This window comes from Sphingomonas montana, from assembly GCF_001956315.1.
In the GTDB taxonomy this organism is placed as follows: Bacteria; Pseudomonadota; Alphaproteobacteria; order Sphingomonadales; family Sphingomonadaceae; genus Sphingomonas_R; species Sphingomonas_R montana.
Genome location: NZ_MOLY01000042.1, coordinates 121451 through 141549, shown reverse-complemented (window position 1 = coordinate 141549; position 20099 = coordinate 121451). Strand labels below are relative to the sequence as shown.

The following is a 20099-nucleotide window of genomic DNA, read 5'->3' as shown; positions in this document are numbered from 1 at the left end:
GCCACCCGTTATGGCAACCCGGTTATGACGGCTACCCGGTCGGGCCGAATCGGCGCCTGGCGCCCGAACCATGGTTACCCGGCGGCGGCGGTCGACGGATCGCCCGTCGCGTACCGCCGATAACGATTCGCGGCAGCCGTCGACCAAGGATGAAGGCACTGACCGGGCGCGCCTTGCAACGCCGGCAAGCCGTAAACACCGGTAGATGCGTCTGACCCGCGAATCGGGTGTCGCCATGCGCCCGTTTCGATCATGACAGCGTGACCTGCCACCTGTCCTGCCATCGGCGTGAGGAGAGCCATTCTGTCGGATCGCACGGACACCGCGCCGACGCGCGCACGCCGCCCCACCATCCTGTTCGTCATCAACTCGATCGGCAGCGGCGGCGCGGAACGCGTCCTGGACAACCTGCTCCGCGCCGCGGGGGCGCGCCATGCGGATTACGCGCTGCACCTGGTGCTGCTCGATCGGGAACCGGAAATGCGGGTCCTGCCTGCGCTGACGGGCAAGCATGTCCTGGATGCGCGTGGCGGCCTGTGGCGCAGTGCGATCGGGTTGCGACGGGTGGTCCGCACCCTGCGCCCGGACCTGGTCGTCAGCCTGCTGGTCCGTGCCAATATCGCGACCGCCGCGCTGCCCGCCGGCCAGCGACGCCTGTTGTGCGAACGGATGCACCTGGGGTCGCATCTGGCGGGCCGCTACCATGGCTGGCGGTTGCGGCTGCTGCGCGCGCTCCCGCGGCTGCTCTATCCGCGGGCGACCTGCATCCTGGCGGTGTCCGAAGGCGTCCGTCGCGACCTGATCGATGATTTCGGGCTGGCCCCGGGGCGCATCGCCACGATCAACAACCCCTATGACCTCGAACGCATCGCGGCCGACGCGCTGCAACCGCCCGCCATTGCGTTACCGGCATCGTTCGCGGTCGCCGTCGGCCGACTGGTCGACGCCAAGGGGTTCGACCTGCTGATCGATGCCTATCGCACCGCCGGCATCGCGCTGCCGCTCGTGATCCTGGGCGACGGCCCCGCCCGCCCCGCGCTCGAAGCGCAGATCGCCGCCGCCGGGCTGCAAACGCGCATCCTGCTCCCCGGCTTCCTCGACAATCCGTTCGCGATCGTCGGCCGGGCCGCATTCCTCGTTTCGGCGTCCCGCAACGAAGGCTTTCCGAACGGCATGGCGGAAGCGATGGCGCTGGGCCGCGCCGTCCTGGCGACCGATTGCCCGTCCGGGCCGGGCGAGTTGCTGGGCGGGCGGGCAGGTTCGTCGGGCATGGTCGTCGATGCGCCGTTCGGGTTGATCGTCGGTGACGGCGACCGCGCCGGGCTGGCGGCAGGGTTGCGCCGGCTGGCCGACGATGCGGCGCTTCGCGCCCGGCTTGGCACCGCCGCCCGCGCACGGATGGAAGATTTTCGCGCCGACCGGATCGCCGCCGATTATTGGGCGTTGTTCGACCGATTGGTTGCGGGTGACGGCTCGGACTGACTTGCGCCGATGGCCAGCGACCGCATCACTGCCGCATGCTGCCCGACCGTCGCGGACAAACCGTGCTCGCGGGCGATTGCGGTGCCGGGTCCCCAGCTCGATGTCCGTCTGGACGACCGCGTCATTATTCCGGCAATCCGGTCCAGTTCACCGACCGGAAAATAGCAGGCGTCGGGCAGCCCGAACTCGCGGTGTACGGGAATGTCCGAAAGTGCGATCCGCGCGCCCCCCGCCAGTGCCTCCAGCACGACGAGCCCAAACCCCTCCATGGCGGACGCATGCAGGAACAGGGCCGTCCCGCGATACAACGCGGCCAGTTCGAGCCCATGGCGAAAACCGACGAAACGGACATTGCCGCCCGCCATGGCCCGCAGTCTCTCGCCATAGCCTTCGTCGTCGAGCGACGTGCCGACGATCACCAGCGGCATCGCCTGGTCGCCCAGCCGGGCATGCGCGGCGATCAGGTCCTCGAACCGCTTGGTCTGTTCCAGCCGCCCGACCGCCAGCATGTAGCCGCCGTCCGCAAGGCCTATCGCATCGAGCACGAGGCGGTCGCTGCCTGCCGCACCTGTCGTCAGCATCGCACCGTGCCGGATCGTCAGCGTGCGGGCCGCGGCGCACGGATGCCGCCCCAGGAAATCGGCCTGCAGGGCATGGCTGACGCAGATCACCCGGTGGGCGAAGCGCGCGGCCATCGCTTCGCCGAACAACAGCAGGCCGCGCGCAATCACGCCCCATTTCGGCCTGCGGAAATCGGCGGCATGGTGCGTCACGATCACGCGCAAGCCCAGCAGCCGCGCCAGCGGTGCGAATATCGCCGGTCCGATCCCGTGCAGATGCACGATATCGGCTTCGATCCGCCACCATGCATAGAACAGCGCCACCAGCGTGTGCGAGAACGCTTCCAGCCCCATGCCGCGTGGGGCGTGCAGGCCCACGATTTCGGCGCGGCCAAGCCAGCCACGCGGCGCATGCAGATAGGCCCTGCGCGCCAGCAGGACGAACCGGAACCCCGTCAGGTCCGCCAGCGCAGGGTACAGCTGCTCGCAATGGGTTTCGATCCCGCCGATCACGTCGGGCACGCCGCGCAGCCCGATCACCGCGATCAGCGGCCTTCCACCGCCCGTGCTCACAACGCGTTCCGGTAGACGTCCATCGTCTGTCTAGCGATAACGTCCCAGTCGAACCGGCGGCTGATCGCCTCCGCGTCGACCGCATAGCGTCCGGTCTCCGCACGCAGCGCGGTGGCCAGCGCGTCGATATCGCCGACCGGAAAATAATTACCGGCAGGCAGTCCGACATCGATGTTCGGCTGGATATCGCTCATGAGCATCGGCGTGCCGGCCCGCGCCGCCTCCAGCGCCACGATCGGCAGGCCTTCGTGAAAGGATGGCAGCACGAACAGCGCCGCCTGTTCGTAAAGATGGCGCAGCACGCCGCGTGGCTGCCGCCCGATCAGTCGTACCCGGTCGCTCGCCCGGGCCAGCAGCGCGCGTGAGTAGGGGGTTTCATGGTCGCTGGCGCCGGCGATGACGAGCTTGGCGGTGCTGCCGGATCGCAGGAACGCCTCGATCAGATAATCGAACCCCTTTTCCGGGACGAGCCGGCCGACCGCCAGCACATAGCCGCCCGGCGTCAGGCCCAGCGCGGCAAGCGCGGTGTCCGGATGCGTCTCGTCCCCGCCTGCGCCGGGGGCGCCGTTGGGGATGTAGCGCACCTTGGCGGCGTGACGCGGAAAGCGCGCCCGCATCGTATCGGCCAGTGACGGCGATACGCAGATCACGCTGTCTGCGAACATCATGCTCGCGCGTTCGCCCAGCCGCAGCATCGACTTTGCGACCACGCCCCATTTGGCCCGGTCGTAATCCGCACCATGATGGGTGACGATCACCGACAATCCCAGCAGCCGCGCCAGCGGAGCCAGCAACCCCGGTCCGACGGCGTGGATGTGAAGCGTCCGGAACCGATGCCGCCGCGCGTGCAGCACGCCGTTCAGCGTCGACACGATCGCCTCCAGGCTCTGGCGCTGCGGGGCGGGCAGCGGGACGATCCGTACGCCGCGCACCATGCGATCGTCCGGGCCGGTATAGGGACGCCGCGCCAGCACGACGACGTTCAGCGACGGATCGAGCGCGACCAGCCGCGGCAGCAATTCCTCGCAGTGCGTCTCCACACCGCCCATGATGCCCGGGATCCCGCGCAACCCGGTCACCCCGACGGTCCTTGCCGTGTCACCGGGTGCTACCGACCGCGCGGCGCGCTCGTTGTGCGCGGTCGCGGGCGCGATCGGTGTCGGCATCGAACCCCTCCATCTTGCCGCGGACGTCATGACCGCTCGCATCGCATCCTGCGACGGAACGCGGCGGCGCCGTTGCAGACTTCACCCCCCCCGTATCACAACCTGTTTCGTTCGGGCGCGCCCTATTTCAGCAACAGGGCGCCCGTCGCGAACACCAGGACCCAGCCGGTACAGGCGATGCCCGTCGCAAGCATCAGGCGACGGACCCGGCCCACGGACTTGGGTGCGGAATGCGCGTAGAAGCCACGCAATACCTGCGACTCGACCCTGCGCTGCAGGTCGAGCGCCGGCGAGCGGGCGTCCTCCGGAATAGACAGTCTGGACGACGACGCCTCGGCAGCATCGCGAGGCCGCGTTTGCGGCTGGGCCTTGGGCATGGGTAACATCGCACGGTCTCCTCGACGCCCGCCTTAGCCCCGGCATCCTTCCGCATTGTTACCGGGATTGGCTAATCCGGCGCTAAGCATGTCTTCGAACGGCCGCCGGATTGTCGGATCGCCGGTCGACACGTCGCGCTTGCACAATTGCTGCAACTGCTCAATGATGCCTGCATGAGATCGGAAGCGCTCGCTGCACTTGAGATTGATCTTTTCGGCAAGAAGGTCCGTCCGATCCGGTTCTGGACGGCCATATGGCGTATCCTCTGGATCGAGCGGAGCCATCGGGGTGCGGTTATTCTGATCCGCCTTTCACAGCATTGGCATGCCCGCGACCGCAATGGTCGCGCCCGACGCCGGTTGATGCGGTTGCGGCGGGATTTCGGATGTTTCGTGCATTGCGGGGCATCGATTGGTCCGGGCCTCAACCTGCCGCATCCCAACGGCATCGTAGTGGGGGCTGGCGTGCGCATCGGTGCGCGCTGCAGGATCTACCAGCAGGTGACGCTGGGCGCTCGGTCCGGGGAGCGGGCCAATGGCGAATATCCCACCCTTGGGGATGACGTCGTCATCTATCCCGGCGCCAAGCTTATCGGCGCGGTGACCGTCGGCAACGGGGCCGTGGTCGGCGCGAATGCCGTCGTGACCAAGGATGTCCCCGCTTTTCACACGGCGTACGGCATTCCGGCGGTCATGGTGCCGATCGCCACGGACAAACCGGTTCGCGCAGACGCCCGGCATGAGGAAGCCCGGCACGATGCCTGACACGCACAACACGCCGGAACGAAGCTTCTATGGGGATCTGGCGCGTCATGGCGATGCTCCAGCGCTCATCGTGTCCGGCGGCGCGACCTTGTCCTATCGGGCACTCGATGCAGCCGCGCGGGCATTTGCGGAACAGGTCGGGCTCGGGCGAAAACTGGTCTTCCTTGAACTGGAAAACGATGTCGCTTCGATCACGGCCTATCTCGGCTGTCTGATTGCCGGTCATGTCGTCCACCCGGTCGCAACGGGCGGCGGCGCGAAGTTCGACCGCCTGGTCGCGACCTATCGTCCGAACCTCGTCGTCCGGCACCTCACCGGCTCTGACGCGGCAGTCGAGGATCTGGGTAACACATCGGTCGGCTTGCATCCCGACCTGCGTCTCCTGCTGTCGACGTCGGGATCCACCGGGTCGCCCAAATTCGTCAAGCTGTCGCACCGCAATATCCAGAGCAATGCCGATGCCATCGTGGACTATCTCCGGCTCGGCTCCGACGAACGAGCGATCACGACGCTGAAGCCCAGCTATTCATACGGCCTGTCGGTGCTGCACTCCCATCTGGCCTGCGGTGCGGCCCTCCTTCTCACGGACGCCTCCGTCACCGATCGCGGCTTCTGGGACATGTTCCGGGAAAATCGCTGCACCAGCTTTGCCGGCGTCCCCTACACGTTCGAAATGATCCGGAAATCGGGTTTCGACCTGGGGCAGCTCGATACGCTGCGCTACGCCACGCAGGCCGGAGGGCGTCTGCCGGCCGACGATGTCCGCCGACTTGCCCTGCAATCCGCCGCACAGGGCTGGCGCTTCTACGTCATGTACGGCCAGACGGAGGCTGCACCCCGCATCGCGTGGCTGCCGCCCGAACATGCCGCGGAACGGCCCGGCGCGATCGGCGTCCCCGTGCCGGGCGGCACGATCATGCTGTACGACGATGCCGGGACGGTAATTGCCGCCGACGAAACGCCGGGTGAACTGACCTACGCCGGCCCGAACGTCATGATGGGCTATGCCGAATCACCCGATGCGCTTGCCGGCGACGAGACACCGCCGGTGCTCCGCACGGGCGACCTTGCCGTCCGCCATGCGGACGGCCTGTTCTCGATCGTCGGACGCAAGGCACGCTTCGTCAAACCCTTCGGCATCCGCGTGAACCTAGACGAAGTCGAGCAGGACGCTGGCGAAACGGCACCGGGCGCGGTCTGCACCGGCGACGACACGCGGATTGTCGTTGCGCTTCCGGCCGGCACCGACGGGCAGAAGGCGGAACTCGTCCAGCGGTTGGCCGCGCGTTACGGACTTCCGCCGCATATCTTCGTCGCGCAGGTGGTCGATCCGCTGCCGCGCCTTGCCAATGGCAAGATCGACTATCGCGCGTTGCTGACTGCCACGACCGATCCGGTGGCGCACGCGGCGGCAGACGGACCGGCGAACTTCCGGAGCATCGTCACCTCGCCACGCTTCTACCGCACGATATGGGACGAGGCAGCGGGCATACTCGGCCTCCATACACAGAGCTGGGACAGCGTCGCGCACATCTATGGCGGCTTCCTCGGTGCTGCGGCCGCGAGCGGCGGCAGCTTCGCCGACTCGGATGGCGACTCGATGTCCTACGTGTCGGTGTCGCTTGCGCTCGAGGAATATCTTGGCCAATTGCCCGAAGCGTGGGAGCATCTCCCCCAGGCCGAGCTGGAGGCGCTTCGTGAGCAACCTGCTGCATTCTAAATCGGTCGATACCGACGTCGTCCTGCGGGCGATCGCCATCGCGCTGGTCGCCTGGAACCATGCGATCCCGTCCGGTACGAAATCGCTCGGCCTGCCCGACTTCGCCGGCGGCATGACGCTGCTGATGATGATGTCCGGATATAGTTTCGCCCGGTTCGTCCTGACCGACGCGACGCCGGTCGAGGTCCGCCACGGCCTGATGCTGTTTGCAAAACGCATCCTGCTGCCCAGCCTTGCCGCAGTGCTGTTCTTCATGCTCATCAAACGCAAGGTGAGCCTCACCGAACTGCTGTTCGTCAGCAACTGGTTCACCACCTACCGCATCGCCATTTTTCCTGTCTGGTACGTCCAGGTCATTCTGCAGATGATGGTGCTGCTGCTTGGGCTGTTCGCGATTCCGCCCTTTGCGCGCTGGTTCGTCGCACAGCCCCTGCGCGGGTCTCTCGTGGTTTTTGCAGCCGCACTCGCCACCCGGATGATCCTGCCCGTCTTCATCGATACCAAACCGCTGCTCCACCATCTGCCGCATTTGTATCTCTGGAACTTCACGCTCGGCTGGCTGGTCTACTTTCTCCACGATCGCCGTACGCCGGGTGCACTGACGCTCGCCTCGCTGGCGATCCTCGCGTCCGGCGCGATGGTATGGGGACCGCTTTCCTACCAGTTCCTCGCACTTGTGGTCGGCGGGCTCCTGCTGGTCTGGAAAACACGCATGAAACTGCCGATGATTGTGGCACGCGTCGTTGGTCTGGTCAGTCAGGCGACCTTCACGATCTTCCTGCTCCATCGGTTCTTCTTCGTCGTCTACACAGGCACGGTCGGCCGGATCCTGCCGGCGGGTCTGCTGATGTGGGCGCTCGGCCTTGCCGCCTGCACGCTGGCCTGGGTGGTGGGCGCCGCGACGCTTCGCGCCTATCATAAGCTAGCCGCGGCAGGGATGGCCGCAGCAGTTCCGGGTGCGGGTCTGTCACCCGCACGGACGGCCGGTTGATAGCGTCTTCATCTCTGATCGCGTAGAAGGCAGCCATGGACAGTCTGATCGCCGAAGGGCGCGCCCTCCCCGCTTATGCCGCGCTTCCGGCGACGGCGGCCTCGCTTGTGATGATCTTGATCGTCCTGCGGGGCACAAATGGGCGAGCAACGCGCTTCGTCATGTTCGCGATCTGGTTGCGGTTCATCCTGTCCGCCTTCCATCCGATCACCTTCGAACAGTCTCCGCTCGGCCCGTCGTGGAACGCGCTGGGATCGCTGTTCGTCTGCGGCATGGGGCTTCTGATGCTCCGCCCCCGGCCGTTGTTCGACGTGGGACTGGTGCCCTTCTATCTGCTTTTCCTGGTGATATTGCTCAGCGGGATCGTCAACCATCGCGCGCCTGATACGCTCGATATGATGATCAAATATGTCTACCTGATGGTCCTGGCTCTCACGACCGCCGATGCGTTCGAGGAAAATGGTTGGGAATATACGCTGGGCCGGTTGTTCGTACCCTTTCTCGTGCCGTTCGGCTTCCAGGCGCTCTCGGTCCTGCTCGGCGTCTCAAAGGTAACCGAACTCGACAATTCGATCAGCTATATCGGCGGCTTCAAGCACGAGGCCGGTTTCTCGGTGTCGCTGGCGGGCGGTCTGCTGCTCGTCTGCCTCCGCCGCCATATGAAGGTCGGGCTCAAGATCGGGCTGGTCGGCCTGTGCTTCGCCGGCATCGTACTCGCCAACTACCGCACGGCGATCGTGGCGCTTGCCCCGCTGATCGGGGCGGCCGTGCTCATCGGCGCCAGTCGTCTGGTCCTGCCGCGGCAGCGCATCCTGGTCGTCGGTCTCATCAGCATCATGGTGCTGATGGTCGCGGGCGTATTTGCCACAACGAATGCGGAACGCTTCGCCGACATCGGTACGGTCATCACGCGCAATACCGACCTCATCCAGCAGCCGGACCAGTATCCCGAGGCGGATCGGCACATCATGTCCGGGCGCCCGCTGATCTGGAGCCAGTATCTCTACGGCTACGCCAACGGCACATCGATCCAGAAGCTGTTCGGTCTCGGTCCGAACGCGTGGGAGGGGCAGTTCAACGTCTACGCGCACAACACGCTGCTCTCGTCGCTTTACGAACTGGGCGTCGCCGGCATGTTCGCCACCGCGTTCCTGTGGGCGTGGATGCTTGCCCTGTCCTGCGCGCGGACGGAACTGCGGCCGTCCCTGATCGCGGCCCATGTCAGTTTTTTCATCCTTAACATGGCGACGATGCCGATGTGGATGATCGAAGGCATGATCTTCTACGGTCTGTTGTGCGGGGCGAGTATCCATGCCTGGCGGTCCAGCCGCGGCGTGTCCGCGGCATCGCCTGCGCCGCCCCCGTTGCGGTTCCGGCCGCGGGCCCGTCCCGGCCTTGCGGCCTCGTCCGGCACTCCGCTCTAGGCGAAGCTGTCCGGCACGGGGCCTACGAACGCACCGGCGCACCGCCGCATCAGCTCGGCAGGCACCTGCCGGTTGATATAGCCTTCCGAGCCGCCCATCGACAGCAGCTTGGCGGGAACACCGCCGACCACGCCGCCATCGGGCACGTCCTTGGTGACGACCGCATTGGAACCGATCGACGAGTCGTTGCCGACGACGATCCGCCCCACGATCTTCGCCCCCGCGCCGATGAACACCCGGTCGCCCACGATCGGGCTGCCCATCTGGCGGCCGCGATTGGCCTGTCCCAGCATCGTGCCATGCGTGATGTTGGCGTTGCAGCCGATGACCGCATCGCCGTTCATGTAGACGCCGCCGAACCGGTTGATGAACAGGCCGGGTCCCACGACCATATACTCTGGAATCGCAAAGCCGTATTTGTACCGCGCCCGCAGCAGCAGCAGCTTGAACAGCGGATGCAGTCCGAATGCCTTGAACGGTTTGAGCGAAAGCCAGCCGGCCGTCCGCATCAGCACGGTATATTTATAGCCCGGCGTGAAGACATAATGCCGGATGAAGTTCCGGGCGTCGGTGCGTCCGTCATATCGGAACAGGTCCGCGGCCAGTACCGCACGCAGCGCGGCGAACCGCCGGATACATCCGCGTTTGTGCGGCCTGCCCATGGTATCAAGCGTAATCTCGTCGCTCATGGCGGCCCCCCGTCTGGTTTCGAATGCTAGGTGGTGCGCCGGCAACGGTCAACGCATGTGCAGCATAGGCTGCATGCCTGCCGCTACGGCCGGGCTGCGGCCAGTTCGTTGTACACTTCCAGAATATTCGTGACATGGTTGTGCGCCGACAGCTGACCGGTGACGATCCGGCGCCGTTCGGTGCTGAGCCGCGTGCCCACCGGATCCGCGATCACTTCCAGCGAAGCCGCGGCGAACTGTTCCACGCTGGCATCGGGTGCCAGCATGCGACCGCCCCCGAAACGCCGGCCGATCTCCTCGTTGCCGGCATCGTTGATGGCGACATAGGGCGTGCCCAGCAGCAGCGACTCGATCGGCGTACGCCCGAACGGTTCCTCCAGCGCCGGGATCAGATGCACGTCCATCGCAATGATGTTCGCCTCCCCCGGCAGGCGGAAACCCGCGAACCGCGTCCGATCCGCAATGCCGATCGCCGCGGCATGGGCCCGCAACATGTCCTCGCTCTGGTCCCCCTTTCGGCCGAACACCACGAACCGCGCATTGGGATGCACCTCGCCGATCCGCTTGCAGACGTCGAGGAAGAAGATCGGCCGCTTCCGCTTCCAGAAATTCGCCGCGTACCCGATCAGCAGCGCATCTTCGGGAAGATCCAGTTCGCGCGCCAGCCGCGCCCGTTCCTCCATGCGGTCCGGCGTCGCAGTCAGTTCGAACGGATTGTCGATGACCCGTACCCGGTCCTGCGGAAGGAAGCTCATCACGCCCTTGATCGACTGCGATACGCACAGCACCATGTCGGGCATCTGCCAGAGGAGGCGGTTGTAGAGGATCGCGCGATTGAACGCGCGATTGTGATAGATCAGCGGCCGCCCCAGCAGCTTGGCCGCCGGGCCCCAGCTCTGCAACGAACCCATGCCGTTCGAGTGGACGAGGATGTTCGGCCCCTCGCGTCGCAGCATCGCAATCCGCGCGGGCATCCGCATCACATCGTAAAGCGGGTTGTGCCGCGCGGTCAGTGTCTCGTTCAACGTCCGCACCGTCAGCCCCCGCCGCGTCGCTTCCTCGGCGATCAGGGTGCCGGCGTTCGCGTAGACGACCGCTTCGATGCCATGATCGCGTTGCAGCGCCTGCCCCAGCGTGAACGACGATATGTGACTGCCGCCAAGTTCGCTGCCGGTATAGGGCATAACCACGCGTTCGATTTTCATGGGGCCGCGATCCTGTTCAAGACGGAATGTCTTTGGCGGGTCGGCTGACGAACCGCAACCGTCGATACGGGCCGGGCGTGCACAACGCGGTTAAAGCCCGATAAACCCGTTCCGGATACGGAAAATACTTGGGCCGCGGTGGATATCGGCACCGAAGGGCGCCCGCTCGGAGTGGCCCGCCGTCAAGTGGATCCGCCAGCCATGTCTTCCATCTATGTCTCTCCTACCGGTTCGGGAAACAAGAGCGGGTCCGACTGGGCCAATGCGCTCGCGATCGGCAGCCTGAACGTCGCGATCAAGAAGGCCGGGCCCGGCGGCGATGTCCTGCTTGCCGCGGACGCGGGCACCTACAAGGTCACCGGCCCGATCAACATCTCGGCCGCCGGGTCCGACGGCGCGGCGGTAACGGTCCGGGGCGTGTCCACCAAGACCGGTCAGGCGGCGGAAGCAGTCTTCGAAGGGAACCGTCCCGCGGACTGGGCGAACGGCGCCGCCAGCGGCAACGAGCTGTTCAAGTTCCAGAAAGGTGCCGCGAACCTCGTCTTCGAACATCTCCAGGTCAACAACACCGGCACCGTCTTCCGCGCGGCGGCGGATATCGACAACATCACGATCCAGCATGTCGACGCGGACAATGTCTCGCGCTTCTTCGAGGATTATGCCGGCACCGGCAACAAGACGGCGAAGGTCACCGACCTCGTCATCCGGGACGTCGCGGTCCACGGCTTTTCCGAAGGTGTCGTCCGCCTGCAATATGGCAGCGAGAACATCCTGATCGAAAATGTGCTCGGCGACAGCGAGGGCCAGGACGGCGAATTCGCGATCGGCGTCCACCTTCACGGCCAGACGCATGACGTCGTGATCCGCAAGACGACCATGATGAACGCCAAGTTCACCGGCTCGGGATATTGGAACGGCGACGGTTTCGCGACTGAGGTCGGCGTGAAGAACGTCCTGTTCGAGGACACCCGGGCAAGCGGAAATGCGGATGCCGGCTACGATCTGAAATCCACCGCGACCCGGCTGGTACGCGCCGTGTCCGACGACAATGCGCATAATTACCGCATCTGGGGCGAGGCGACGATGGTCGATTCGGTCGGCCTGAACCCTCACGCGCAGGGCGGCACCGGCGGGCAGTATCAGGTGTGGGTCAAGGCCGAAGGGTCGTTGACCGTCAGCGGCGGGACCTTCGCCGACTCGGGATCGCGGACGACCGTCTTCGCAGCCGGGGCGAACCTGACGCTGACCGGCGGCACAGAGATCGTCATGGCGGACGGCGCGCGGCTCGGCGGAACGAACCTGCCGACCGGGCTCGACCTCGCGGACGTCACCCGGGTCGCGGTCACCGGCACCTATTCCAGCAATGGCGGGCTGCTGGCCGAACTGCTCGAACGGCTGCCCGTCGCACCGGCACCGATCGCACCGGTTTCCGCCCCGGTCGATATCGCACCGCCGCCCGCAGCTCCGGCTCCGGCTCCGGCTCCGGCTCCGGCTCCGGCTCCGGCTCCGGCTCCGGCTCCGCAAGCCGAGCCGGCAATCGTCCGGTTCGTGTCAACCGCCGCGTCCGAAACCCGCGACGCCGCCGGTGCCGCCACCACCTTCCTGTTCGATCAGGGAACGAAGCAGGGCGCGGACAAGATCGTCGGCTTCGGCCATGACGACGTCCTGATCTTCAAGACGATGCTGAACGACGGCAACCGTGACGGCATCATCACCTTCGGCAAGAACGGCCTGCTCGATATCGGCACCAAGGCGGGCACCATCGCGCTGGCGGATCTTGACAAGGGCGTGCGGCTGCTCGGTCAGACCGACGAGGGCTTTGTGTACGGCGATGCCGCCGTGCGCCCCGTCAAGGCGCTCGAAGGTCGGTTCGGCATCGTTGACACGCTGACCGGCGATGCGAAGGACAAGGCGAAGACGGTGTTCTTCTTCGACACCGATCTGGACCGCGACCTTGGCGCGGACAAGGTAGTCAATTTCGGCGCGAAGGATCTTGTCGTGACGACGGTCAAGCTGGCCGACGTCGCCCCGGGTGGCACGGTGTCCGGCACGGGCGACGGCTTCACGCTGACCGGTCGCGATCATGACGTCGGCAGCGTGACGCTGACCGACATCGCCGGCAAGGCGGTGACGTCGCTCGAATATGACGGCGAACGCGTCGTCGGCGACGTCCACTACTATGTCTACAGCAGTGTCGGCAGCACGGTCGGGGTCGACGCGCTGACCGTCTGAACCGGTGCCGGGCGCGATCGGTTCGTCGCGCCCAGTTCAGCCCTCGCCCGGACCGTGATCCGGCGTTCCGGCCTTCAGCACAGCGCGCAGCGGACGCTCCAGCCAGCGATGCTGCGCCAGCCGCCAGGCCGTGATCCCGGCGAAACTGTACAGACCGCGCCATTCGCGCCAGCCCGCCGGCAGGAAGATCGCCGCGCTGGTCCGGTCGCCGTCGCGCAGCGCGCGGAGCCCCCACAGGGTGTATTTCTTGGCCAGCGCACGTTCGGGCGCGATCAGGAAGAAGGCGGACGGGCCGAACCGGTCGATCAGGTCGCGCCCCTTGTCGTCGAGCCGACCGGCATTCTGCACCGCGAACTGCGACAGCTTGGTCTGCAGGAACAGGGCCTGCGGCGTCTTGCTGACCCCGTCCGGCTGATATTCCCGGTCATAGAGCAGTTCGGGCAGGACAGCATAGTCGCAACCGGTATGGCCCATGCGCAGCCAGAGGTCGCGGTCCTGCGCGAACCGGAAGATCTCGCGGTAGCCCCCCACCCGTTCCCACAGGTCGCGGCGATACATCACCTCGCCGTGCGTGAACGGGTTCTTCCGCATCATCCGTTCCAGCATCGGTCCGCGCAACACCGCATCCTTCGGCCCGACCACGAACGGGCCGGACCGGCGGACGCAGCCCACCGCGCCCACCTCGGGATTGGCCTCCAGATAGGCGGCCTGTTTCGCCAGCCGCTCGGGGTAGCTGACGTCGCCGGATCCATGGATCGCGATATACTTGCCGCGTGCCGACCGTATCGCGCGGTTCATCGACACGACGAACCCGGCATTCGCCTGGATGATCGGCCGCAGCCGAGGATCGGGGCAGGCGCGCAGGATGGCCGCGGTGTCGTCGCGCGATCCGTCGTCGATCACGATCACCTCGATGTCGCGCAACGTCTGGCCGAGCAGGCAGTCGAGCGTGGCCGGCAGCGCATATCCGCGATTGTAGAAGGCGCTGACCACCGACACCAGCGGACTCCCCGCGTCCGGGGCCGGCCGGTCCGGTCCGGACTCAACCGACATGCCCGGCCTTTCCGTGCCGCCGCTTGCGCACGGACGTGAACACGCCGCGCACCTTGGCACGGGCATCCTGGCTGATCGGCAACCGCACCGCGCGCATCAGCCGGATCAGCGCATAGCGACCCGGGTTCGCGCCGACCGCGAAACCGTCGAGCATCGGATCGGTAATGGGCGCTCCGCCCTTCCAGGCCTTGAACGCATATTGAAATACCTCGCGATTGGACAACCGGCGCAGCTGTTCCGCGGTCCGCGCATCGACGGTGGGGAGCAGCTCGGCGACGGTATCCTGCACCCGCTGCCGCACCGAGAAACTTTCGGCACGGGTCAGCATATTGTCCGCGTCGCGGTGGTAGGTCGCCGTGATCGCGCCGCTGTGGATGCACCGGGTCGTCACCATCGTCCGCAGCCAGAGGTCGCGGTCGCCCCCGCGTCGCGCCTTGCCGGCCGGGAAACCTTCGAGGTCGAGCAACAACTGCCGGCGAATCGCGACCGCCCCTGTCCAGAGCGGACAGCCGCCCTCCAGCCAGAAGTCCAGCATCGCGTGGCGGTCGTACACCGCGAAACCGGGGTGGTTCCGGCTGAACCAGTCCTTTGCCCGGTAACCGGCCGGTTCCAGAAACTCGTAGCCGGTGAACACGCAGCCCGGCTCCGGACCCGCCTGGTCGATCGCGGCCGCGATCTTCGCCAGATGATCGGGTGCCCAGCTGTCGTCCGCGTCGAGAAACGCGATCCACTCCGCGGTCGCCGCCTGGATACCCAGGTTGCGCGCGGCATAGCCCCCCGGCCCCGGCTCGTCGCGGCGCAGATAGGTGACGCGGTCGCGATCGACCGCGCGCAACGCGGCGATCGACCCATCGGTGGATGCGTCGTCGATGACGATGATCTCGGCGGGTGACAGCGTCTGCGCCAGGATCGACTCGAGCGACCTGGCGGCATGCCGCTCCTTGTTGTGGACCGGTACGATTACCGCGAAACGCGTCTGGGCCATGCTGTTGTTTCCCCCGCGGATGCCCCGCCCGACGGTACGCATAGAGCAACTGTGCCGCTGCGGCCAAGGCTGCAATCGTCGGGGTCCACCTTGCGGGTCCCTGCCGTTCCGCAGCGCAGCATCTTCTTGCACGTTCCCCGTCGGCGGATTACGCCCGATGCGGGGACGGGCGGAAACGGGATGCGGGGGATGAAGTTCAGGCAGGACATCGAAGGATTGCGCGCGCTTGCCGTCGTGCCGATCGTGATGTTCCATGCCGGCATTTCACGGCTGGCGGGCGGGTTCGTCGGCGTCGACATCTTCTTCGTGATCTCGGGCTTCCTCATCACGACGATCATCACGCGCGAACTGGCCGCCGGACAATTCTCGATCGCCACCTTCTACCAGCGGCGCATCACGCGCATCTTCCCGGCGCTGTTCGTCCTCCTGCTGGTCACGCTGGCGGTCGGATGCGCGACGATGCTGCCGGGCGAACTCGCCGCACTGGGCGGAAGCGCGCTCGCGGCGACGGGCTTCGTGTCCAACATCTTCTTCTGGTTCGAAACGGACTATTTCGATGCGGCGGCCGATGCCAAGCCGCTGCTCCACACCTGGTCGCTCGCGGTGGAGGAGCAATTCTACATCCTCTATCCACTGCTGCTGATCTTCGTCGCACGCCACATGGCGGGGCGCCTCCGCCAGATATTGTGGGGTGTCGTGGCACTGTCGTTCGTGATCGGCGCGGTCATGGTGACGCGGTCGCCCGCCGCCGCTTTCTATCTGCTGCCCGCACGCACCTGGGAACTGGCGCTGGGCGGCCTTGTCGCCGCCGGTGGCTTCCCCACGATCGCGCGGCCGCGGATTCGGGGCGTGATGGCAGCCATCGGCCTTGCCCTCGTCCTGATCGGGCTAGTCGCGATTCGCGAAAGCATGGCTTTCCCGGTGCCGTGGGCCGTGTTGCCGTGTCTCGGGGCGGCGCTGATGATCGCCTACGGCCAGGACAGCATGGTCGGGCGGCTGCTGTCGGTCGCGCCGGCGCGCTGGATCGGGCGCATCTCCTATTCGCTCTATCTCTGGCACTGGCCGATCATCACCTTCTACCGGCTGGAAACTGGCTTCGCGCTCGGCCGCGGCGAAAGTATCTTTCTCATCGCACTGTCCGTGGGTGCGGCGTTCGCGTCCTATTTTCTGGTCGAACGGCCCGTACTCGACCGGTTCCGCCACGGCGCGACGCGCCCGATCCTGCTGGTCGGCACCGCCGGGCTGGCGGCGATGCTTGCGGCGGCGCTGGTCGTGACGCTGATGTCCGACCGCTGGCGGAGCTGGCCACCGGCGGCGTTGCAGATGGCCGGCTATGCCGATTACCGCGATCGCCCCGAATATCCCTATCAGTTCCGGCGCGGCGAATGTTTCCGCGGGGAGGGCGAACCGTTCCGCCCCGAACGGTGCCTGGCACTATCGGCGGATCGCCCCAACGTCGTCGTGCTGGGGGACAGCCATGCCGCACAATATTGGCGCGCGATCGCTCTGCGCTATCCGTCGCTGAACGTGATGCAGGCCAATGCGTCCGGTTGCCGCCCGACGCTGGGCGGGCGCGGCGCGGCGCGGTGTCGGGAAGTAATGGACTATGTGCTCGGCCCGCTGCTCGCCACCCGCCGGGTTTCCACCGTGGTTCTGGCCGGGCGCTGGACCGCGACCGATCTTTCCGTGCTCGGCGCGACGATCGCACATATTCGGGCATCCGGCGCACGACCCATCGTGATCGGCCCCACGGTCGAATATGACGCGATCTTCCCGCTCCTGCTGGCACGGCAGATCGCGCGGGGCACGCCGCAGGCAATCCACCGGAACCGTCAGGCGGACCGGGTGGCGCTCGATGCGCGGATGGCGCGGTCCGTCCCGGCCGCCGGCGGGGACTATATCTCGGTCTACCGGATCCTGTGCCCCGCGAAACGGTGCCGTCTGACGACGCCGTCCGGCGCGCCGATGCAGTTCGATTACGGTCATCTGACGCTGGCGGCCGCGCGCTGGGTGGTGGATCGCATGCCATTGTCCATGCCGTCCGTCACAGTGGCGCCGCACCGCCCGGAACGGACGGCATGGCACGCCGCTTTCGCACCCCGGAAGGCTGTGATAGGGCGCCGAAGCTGAAGCCCATCCCGGCCCCAAGCCCATCCGGAGTGTCGCATGGCGACTGAAGCGCCCGACGACCAACCCGTCATCCACGCCGCGACCACCAAAGATGGGAAAAGCGCGCGCAGCGGGTTTGGCTGGGATGCACTGTCCGTCGCGCTGAGCCGCTTCTTCCAGAAGGGCACCTATTTCATAACCAGCATCATCCTCGCCCGGTTGCTCGGGCCGGAGGGACGCGGACTCGTCAGCGCACTGCTCGTCCCGTCGCAACTGGCGCAGAACTTCTCCGAAATGGGCATTCGGCAGTCGACCGCCTATCATCTGGGTCGCGGGATCTTCCCGCTTGAACGCCTCCTGCCGACCTTGCTGATGCTGGTGCCGATCGCGACCGGGTTCGCCGCGGCCGCGACCCTGCTCTATCTCGACTATGCGCGGGTTGCCGAGGGGGACTGGACGTTGCGGCTTCTCGCGATCGCGGCGATCCCCACGTCGTTGACCTCGTCCTATGCCAGTGGCGTGTTTCTCGGCCGGCAACGGATCGCGGCGTTCCGCAAGACCAGCTGGCGGCCGGCACTGGTGCGCATGCTGCTCATCATCCTGCTCGGCTGGGGCATCGGGATGGGCGTCGACGGCGTCATGCTCGCGAATCTCGGGGCGTCCTGCATGGGCGCCGGCTATGCGCTCATCCTGCTCCGCAAGGAAGGCAAGCTGCGACTCGGCTTCGACCGCGAGGTTGCGACGAAGCTGCAACGTCGCGGTCTGAGCTACGCCGCCTCGCTGTTCATGCTGATGCTCAACTACAAGATCATGATCCTGCTGCTGACCCGGTTCAGCACGTTGAGCGAGGTCGGCATTTACGCGCAGGCCACCGTCGTTGCCGAACTGGTCTGGGAAATCCCGACCGCGGTCAGCGCCCTCCTCCTCTCGCGCAGCGTCAACGCAAAGGAACAGAAGGCGTTTTCGGTCAAGGTGCTCGTCCTGGCCCGCATGTCTTTCCTGATCGCGGTCGTCGCCAGCATCGGCATCGCGATCGGCAGCTGGCTGATTTTCCCGATCATGTTCGGGCGGAGCTTCGCCGGCAGTGCGGCGATCTGCAACGCGCTGCTTCCGGGCGTCGTGGCGTTCATCTTCTTCAAGGTGCTGAACAGCGATCTGGCCGGACGTGGCAAGCCCTGGGCATCCATGCTGGTGATGTCCCCGGTGCTGGTGTGCAACGTCCTGCTCGGCTGGTGGGCGATTACGCATTACGGCGCGTTCGGCGCCGCGGTCGCGTCCAGCGCCACCTACGTTCTGGCGACGCTTCTTTACACCTTCCTCTACGCGAAGATGACCGGCTTTTCCGTGATCGAGATGCTGCGTTACCGCAGGACCGATTTCGCCCTGTTCTGGTCGAAACTGCCGTTCGCGCCGAAACTGGGCAAGCGCCGGGATTGAACCATATTGGCAGGCGTCGTTTCGCCTCTGTCATGGTGGTATTGAGCCCCGACACGCAAGAACAGGCCCTTTCCCGAAAACTTGAAAAGCGGCTGCGCGCGACGCCGGATGCGAGATCGCGTCCCCGCTGACGACACTGGTTTCGATGCAAGCGCCGATATTTAACTACGATTATTAATATATCTTAACAGTTTGCGGAGTGATCCTTGCGCGGCCCCCAGGGAGTCTGCTTTCACCTGCCAGCAGAAGCCCACGTCCGGCCCACAATGGCGGGGGGCGTTTCGGTATGGCGGACGGTCAAACCACCGCCATTTGTCCCGAATGCGCACATCCAAAACGGTTCCATAAATAAACCTTCCCGTTTTAGTACAAAATTGCCGCCCGCTGCGTCGAAGAATGATTGACGAAACGTTAAGGGTCTTTCATATCGCGGCACGACATCGCAGCCGAGGGCCTGCATGTTGGGGCGGGCAGCCCTCGTGACACCAAAACGTCCTAACGGGAGATTTATCATGGCACTTGCAGAAAACAGCACGCTGATCACCACGGCGACCAAGTTCGCCGTCGCCAACAACGGCGTTAATGACGTCTACAGCGACGTCGAGACTGGCACTTCGGCGGACCAGGCTGTTGCCTATGTCTTCTCGGCAGGCAACACCGGCGACGACCGTCTCGAGAGCTTCAACCACAACGACTCGGTCGTCAACTATCAGGCGATCTTCGACGGCAACAACGACGGCATCATCAACTTCGGCGCCAACGGCGTGCTCGACATCGACCGCGTCAACCGCCGCCAGGCCGGTGCCGACCAGATCACCGTCGGTTCGAACCAGGAAATCCAGAACCTGCGCTTCCTGGGCAGCAAGGACGGCGGCTTCGTCTATGCCGACTACCGCACCTACACGCAGCTCGACGCGACCACGTCCAAGACGCTCGCCGAGAGCACGGTCAACAACGACACGTTCTCTGCCGGGGACGGCGACAAGGTGTTCCTGTTCGACACCGCGCTCGGCCTGAACCTGGGTGCCGACACGATCACCGACTTCGGTGTTGGCGATGAACTGGTCACCACCACGGCGATCCACAACGGTCCCGATGCCGGCGCGCTCGTGACCTTCGGCCGCAACGGCGTGCTCGACCTGCCGGGCGACACGAACGGCATCAAGGGCGACATTGGCCCGGTCGAAGGCGGCCAGATCGAGTTCGGTGCGAACCTGCGGCTGTCGCTGCTGGCCACCGAAGAAGGCGCGAACGGCGCGACCTACTATCATTACGGCCTGCTGGGCGCGTAATTCTTCCACCTCCGGCCCTAGGGCCGGAACGGGACATGG

General features: G+C 65.9%; 16 protein-coding genes. 9 read left to right on the top strand and 7 right to left on the bottom strand.

Annotation, left to right across the window (positions count from 1 at the left end; translation table 11 throughout):
* Window positions 1–288: 288 nt before the first annotated feature.
* Window positions 289–1482: a glycosyltransferase gene (locus tag BKY59_RS12865; protein ID WP_083672126.1), complete on the top strand. Its 1194-nt coding sequence runs from the start codon at window positions 289–291 to the stop codon at window positions 1480–1482.
* On the opposite strand, the gene BKY59_RS12860 is transcribed toward BKY59_RS12865, so the two are convergent.
* The 3 genes from BKY59_RS12860 to BKY59_RS12850 form a co-directional block, all read right to left on the bottom strand.
* Window positions 1434–2615: a glycosyltransferase family 4 protein gene (locus tag BKY59_RS12860; RefSeq protein WP_076072118.1), complete on the bottom strand. Its 1182-nt coding sequence runs from the start codon at window positions 2613–2615 to the stop codon at window positions 1434–1436. The genes BKY59_RS12865 and BKY59_RS12860 overlap by 49 nt on opposite strands.
* The gene (locus tag BKY59_RS12855) at window positions 2612–3781 is read right to left on the bottom strand and encodes a glycosyltransferase family 4 protein (RefSeq protein WP_165374854.1); all 1170 of its coding nucleotides are present in this window, start codon (window positions 3779–3781) and stop codon (window positions 2612–2614) included. Before BKY59_RS12855 ends, BKY59_RS12860 begins: the two co-directional genes overlap by 4 nt.
* Before the next feature lie 122 nt (window positions 3782–3903).
* Window positions 3904–4158 (bottom strand): hypothetical protein, encoded by a 255-nt coding sequence (locus BKY59_RS12850; RefSeq protein ID WP_129586385.1) that lies wholly within the window; start codon window positions 4156–4158, stop codon window positions 3904–3906.
* Between the two features lie 174 nt (window positions 4159–4332).
* On the opposite strand from BKY59_RS12850, the gene BKY59_RS12845 reads away from it, so the two are divergent.
* The 4 genes from BKY59_RS12845 to BKY59_RS12830 are packed head-to-tail and all read left to right on the top strand — an operon-like array spanning window position 4333 to window position 9058.
* Window positions 4333–4923 (top strand): serine acetyltransferase, encoded by a 591-nt coding sequence (locus BKY59_RS12845; RefSeq protein ID WP_129586384.1) that lies wholly within the window; start codon window positions 4333–4335, stop codon window positions 4921–4923.
* Complete coding sequence (locus BKY59_RS12840) at window positions 4916–6643, top strand: AMP-binding protein (protein ID WP_076072114.1); 1728 nt, start codon at window positions 4916–4918, stop codon at window positions 6641–6643. The genes BKY59_RS12845 and BKY59_RS12840 overlap by 8 nt, the downstream gene beginning before the upstream one ends.
* Window positions 6621–7634: an acyltransferase family protein gene (locus BKY59_RS12835; RefSeq protein WP_076072112.1), complete on the top strand. Its 1014-nt coding sequence runs from the start codon at window positions 6621–6623 to the stop codon at window positions 7632–7634. The genes BKY59_RS12840 and BKY59_RS12835 overlap by 23 nt, the downstream gene beginning before the upstream one ends.
* Window positions 7635–7669: 35 nt before the next feature.
* The gene (locus BKY59_RS12830; RefSeq protein WP_076072111.1) at window positions 7670–9058 is read left to right on the top strand and encodes an O-antigen ligase family protein; all 1389 of its coding nucleotides are present in this window, start codon (window positions 7670–7672) and stop codon (window positions 9056–9058) included.
* On the opposite strand, the gene BKY59_RS12825 is transcribed toward BKY59_RS12830, so the two are convergent.
* Both BKY59_RS12825 and BKY59_RS12820 read right to left on the bottom strand, forming a co-directional pair.
* The gene (locus BKY59_RS12825; protein ID WP_076072109.1) at window positions 9055–9747 is read right to left on the bottom strand and encodes an LbetaH domain-containing protein; all 693 of its coding nucleotides are present in this window, start codon (window positions 9745–9747) and stop codon (window positions 9055–9057) included. The genes BKY59_RS12830 and BKY59_RS12825 overlap by 4 nt on opposite strands.
* Before the next feature lie 83 nt (window positions 9748–9830).
* On the bottom strand, window positions 9831–10952 hold the full coding sequence (locus BKY59_RS12820; protein WP_076072107.1) for a glycosyltransferase family 4 protein: 1122 nt from the start codon (window positions 10950–10952) through the stop codon (window positions 9831–9833).
* 201 nt (window positions 10953–11153) lie between these two features.
* On the opposite strand from BKY59_RS12820, the gene BKY59_RS12815 reads away from it, so the two are divergent.
* Complete coding sequence (locus BKY59_RS12815; protein WP_076072105.1) at window positions 11154–13184, top strand: autotransporter outer membrane beta-barrel domain-containing protein; 2031 nt, start codon at window positions 11154–11156, stop codon at window positions 13182–13184.
* Between the two features lie 36 nt (window positions 13185–13220).
* Here BKY59_RS12815 and BKY59_RS12810 read toward each other — a convergent pair whose 3' ends face one another.
* Both BKY59_RS12810 and BKY59_RS12805 read right to left on the bottom strand, forming a co-directional pair.
* Window positions 13221–14237, bottom strand: a complete 1017-nt coding sequence (locus tag BKY59_RS12810) for a glycosyltransferase (protein ID WP_076072104.1) — start codon at window positions 14235–14237, stop codon at window positions 13221–13223.
* Entirely contained in the window at window positions 14227–15222 is a 996-nt protein-coding gene (locus tag BKY59_RS12805; RefSeq protein WP_165374853.1) for a glycosyltransferase family 2 protein, read from the bottom strand. The genes BKY59_RS12810 and BKY59_RS12805 overlap by 11 nt, the downstream gene beginning before the upstream one ends.
* Before the next feature lie 189 nt (window positions 15223–15411).
* Here BKY59_RS12805 and BKY59_RS12800 point away from each other — a divergent pair, with 189 nt between their 5' ends.
* The 3 genes from BKY59_RS12800 to BKY59_RS12790 all read left to right on the top strand — a co-directional run bounded on the left by BKY59_RS12800 (window position 15412) and on the right by BKY59_RS12790 (window position 20060).
* On the top strand, window positions 15412–17352 hold the full coding sequence (locus tag BKY59_RS12800; protein ID WP_076072100.1) for an acyltransferase family protein: 1941 nt from the start codon (window positions 15412–15414) through the stop codon (window positions 17350–17352).
* Between the two features lie 36 nt (window positions 17353–17388).
* On the top strand, window positions 17389–18768 hold the full coding sequence (locus BKY59_RS12795) for an oligosaccharide flippase family protein (RefSeq protein ID WP_076072097.1): 1380 nt from the start codon (window positions 17389–17391) through the stop codon (window positions 18766–18768).
* 458 nt (window positions 18769–19226) lie between these two features.
* Window positions 19227–20060, top strand: a complete 834-nt coding sequence (locus BKY59_RS12790; protein WP_129586383.1) for a hypothetical protein — start codon at window positions 19227–19229, stop codon at window positions 20058–20060.
* The last annotated feature ends 39 nt before the right edge of the window (window positions 20061–20099 follow it).

Coding starts and splice junctions, on each gene's coding strand:
- BKY59_RS12815 (WP_076072105.1), top strand. CDS start 11,154: ATGTCTTCCATCTATGTCTCTCCTACCGGTTCGGGAAACAAGAGCGGG.
- BKY59_RS12810 (WP_076072104.1), bottom strand. CDS start 14,237: ATGTCGGTTGAGTCCGGACCGGACCGGCCGGCCCCGGACGCGGGGAGT.
- BKY59_RS12805 (WP_165374853.1), bottom strand. CDS start 15,222: ATGGCCCAGACGCGTTTCGCGGTAATCGTACCGGTCCACAACAAGGAG.
- BKY59_RS12845 (WP_129586384.1), top strand. CDS start 4,333: ATGAGATCGGAAGCGCTCGCTGCACTTGAGATTGATCTTTTCGGCAAG.
- BKY59_RS12825 (WP_076072109.1), bottom strand. CDS start 9,747: ATGAGCGACGAGATTACGCTTGATACCATGGGCAGGCCGCACAAACGC.
- BKY59_RS12855 (WP_165374854.1), bottom strand. CDS start 3,781: ATGCCGACACCGATCGCGCCCGCGACCGCGCACAACGAGCGCGCCGCG.
- BKY59_RS12795 (WP_076072097.1), top strand. CDS start 17,389: ATGGCGACTGAAGCGCCCGACGACCAACCCGTCATCCACGCCGCGACC.
- BKY59_RS12830 (WP_076072111.1), top strand. CDS start 7,670: ATGGACAGTCTGATCGCCGAAGGGCGCGCCCTCCCCGCTTATGCCGCG.
- BKY59_RS12850 (WP_129586385.1), bottom strand. CDS start 4,158: ATGCCCAAGGCCCAGCCGCAAACGCGGCCTCGCGATGCTGCCGAGGCG.
- BKY59_RS12840 (WP_076072114.1), top strand. CDS start 4,916: ATGCCTGACACGCACAACACGCCGGAACGAAGCTTCTATGGGGATCTG.
- BKY59_RS12800 (WP_076072100.1), top strand. CDS start 15,412: ATGAAGTTCAGGCAGGACATCGAAGGATTGCGCGCGCTTGCCGTCGTG.
- BKY59_RS12790 (WP_129586383.1), top strand. CDS start 19,227: ATGTTGGGGCGGGCAGCCCTCGTGACACCAAAACGTCCTAACGGGAGA.
- BKY59_RS12820 (WP_076072107.1), bottom strand. CDS start 10,952: ATGAAAATCGAACGCGTGGTTATGCCCTATACCGGCAGCGAACTTGGC.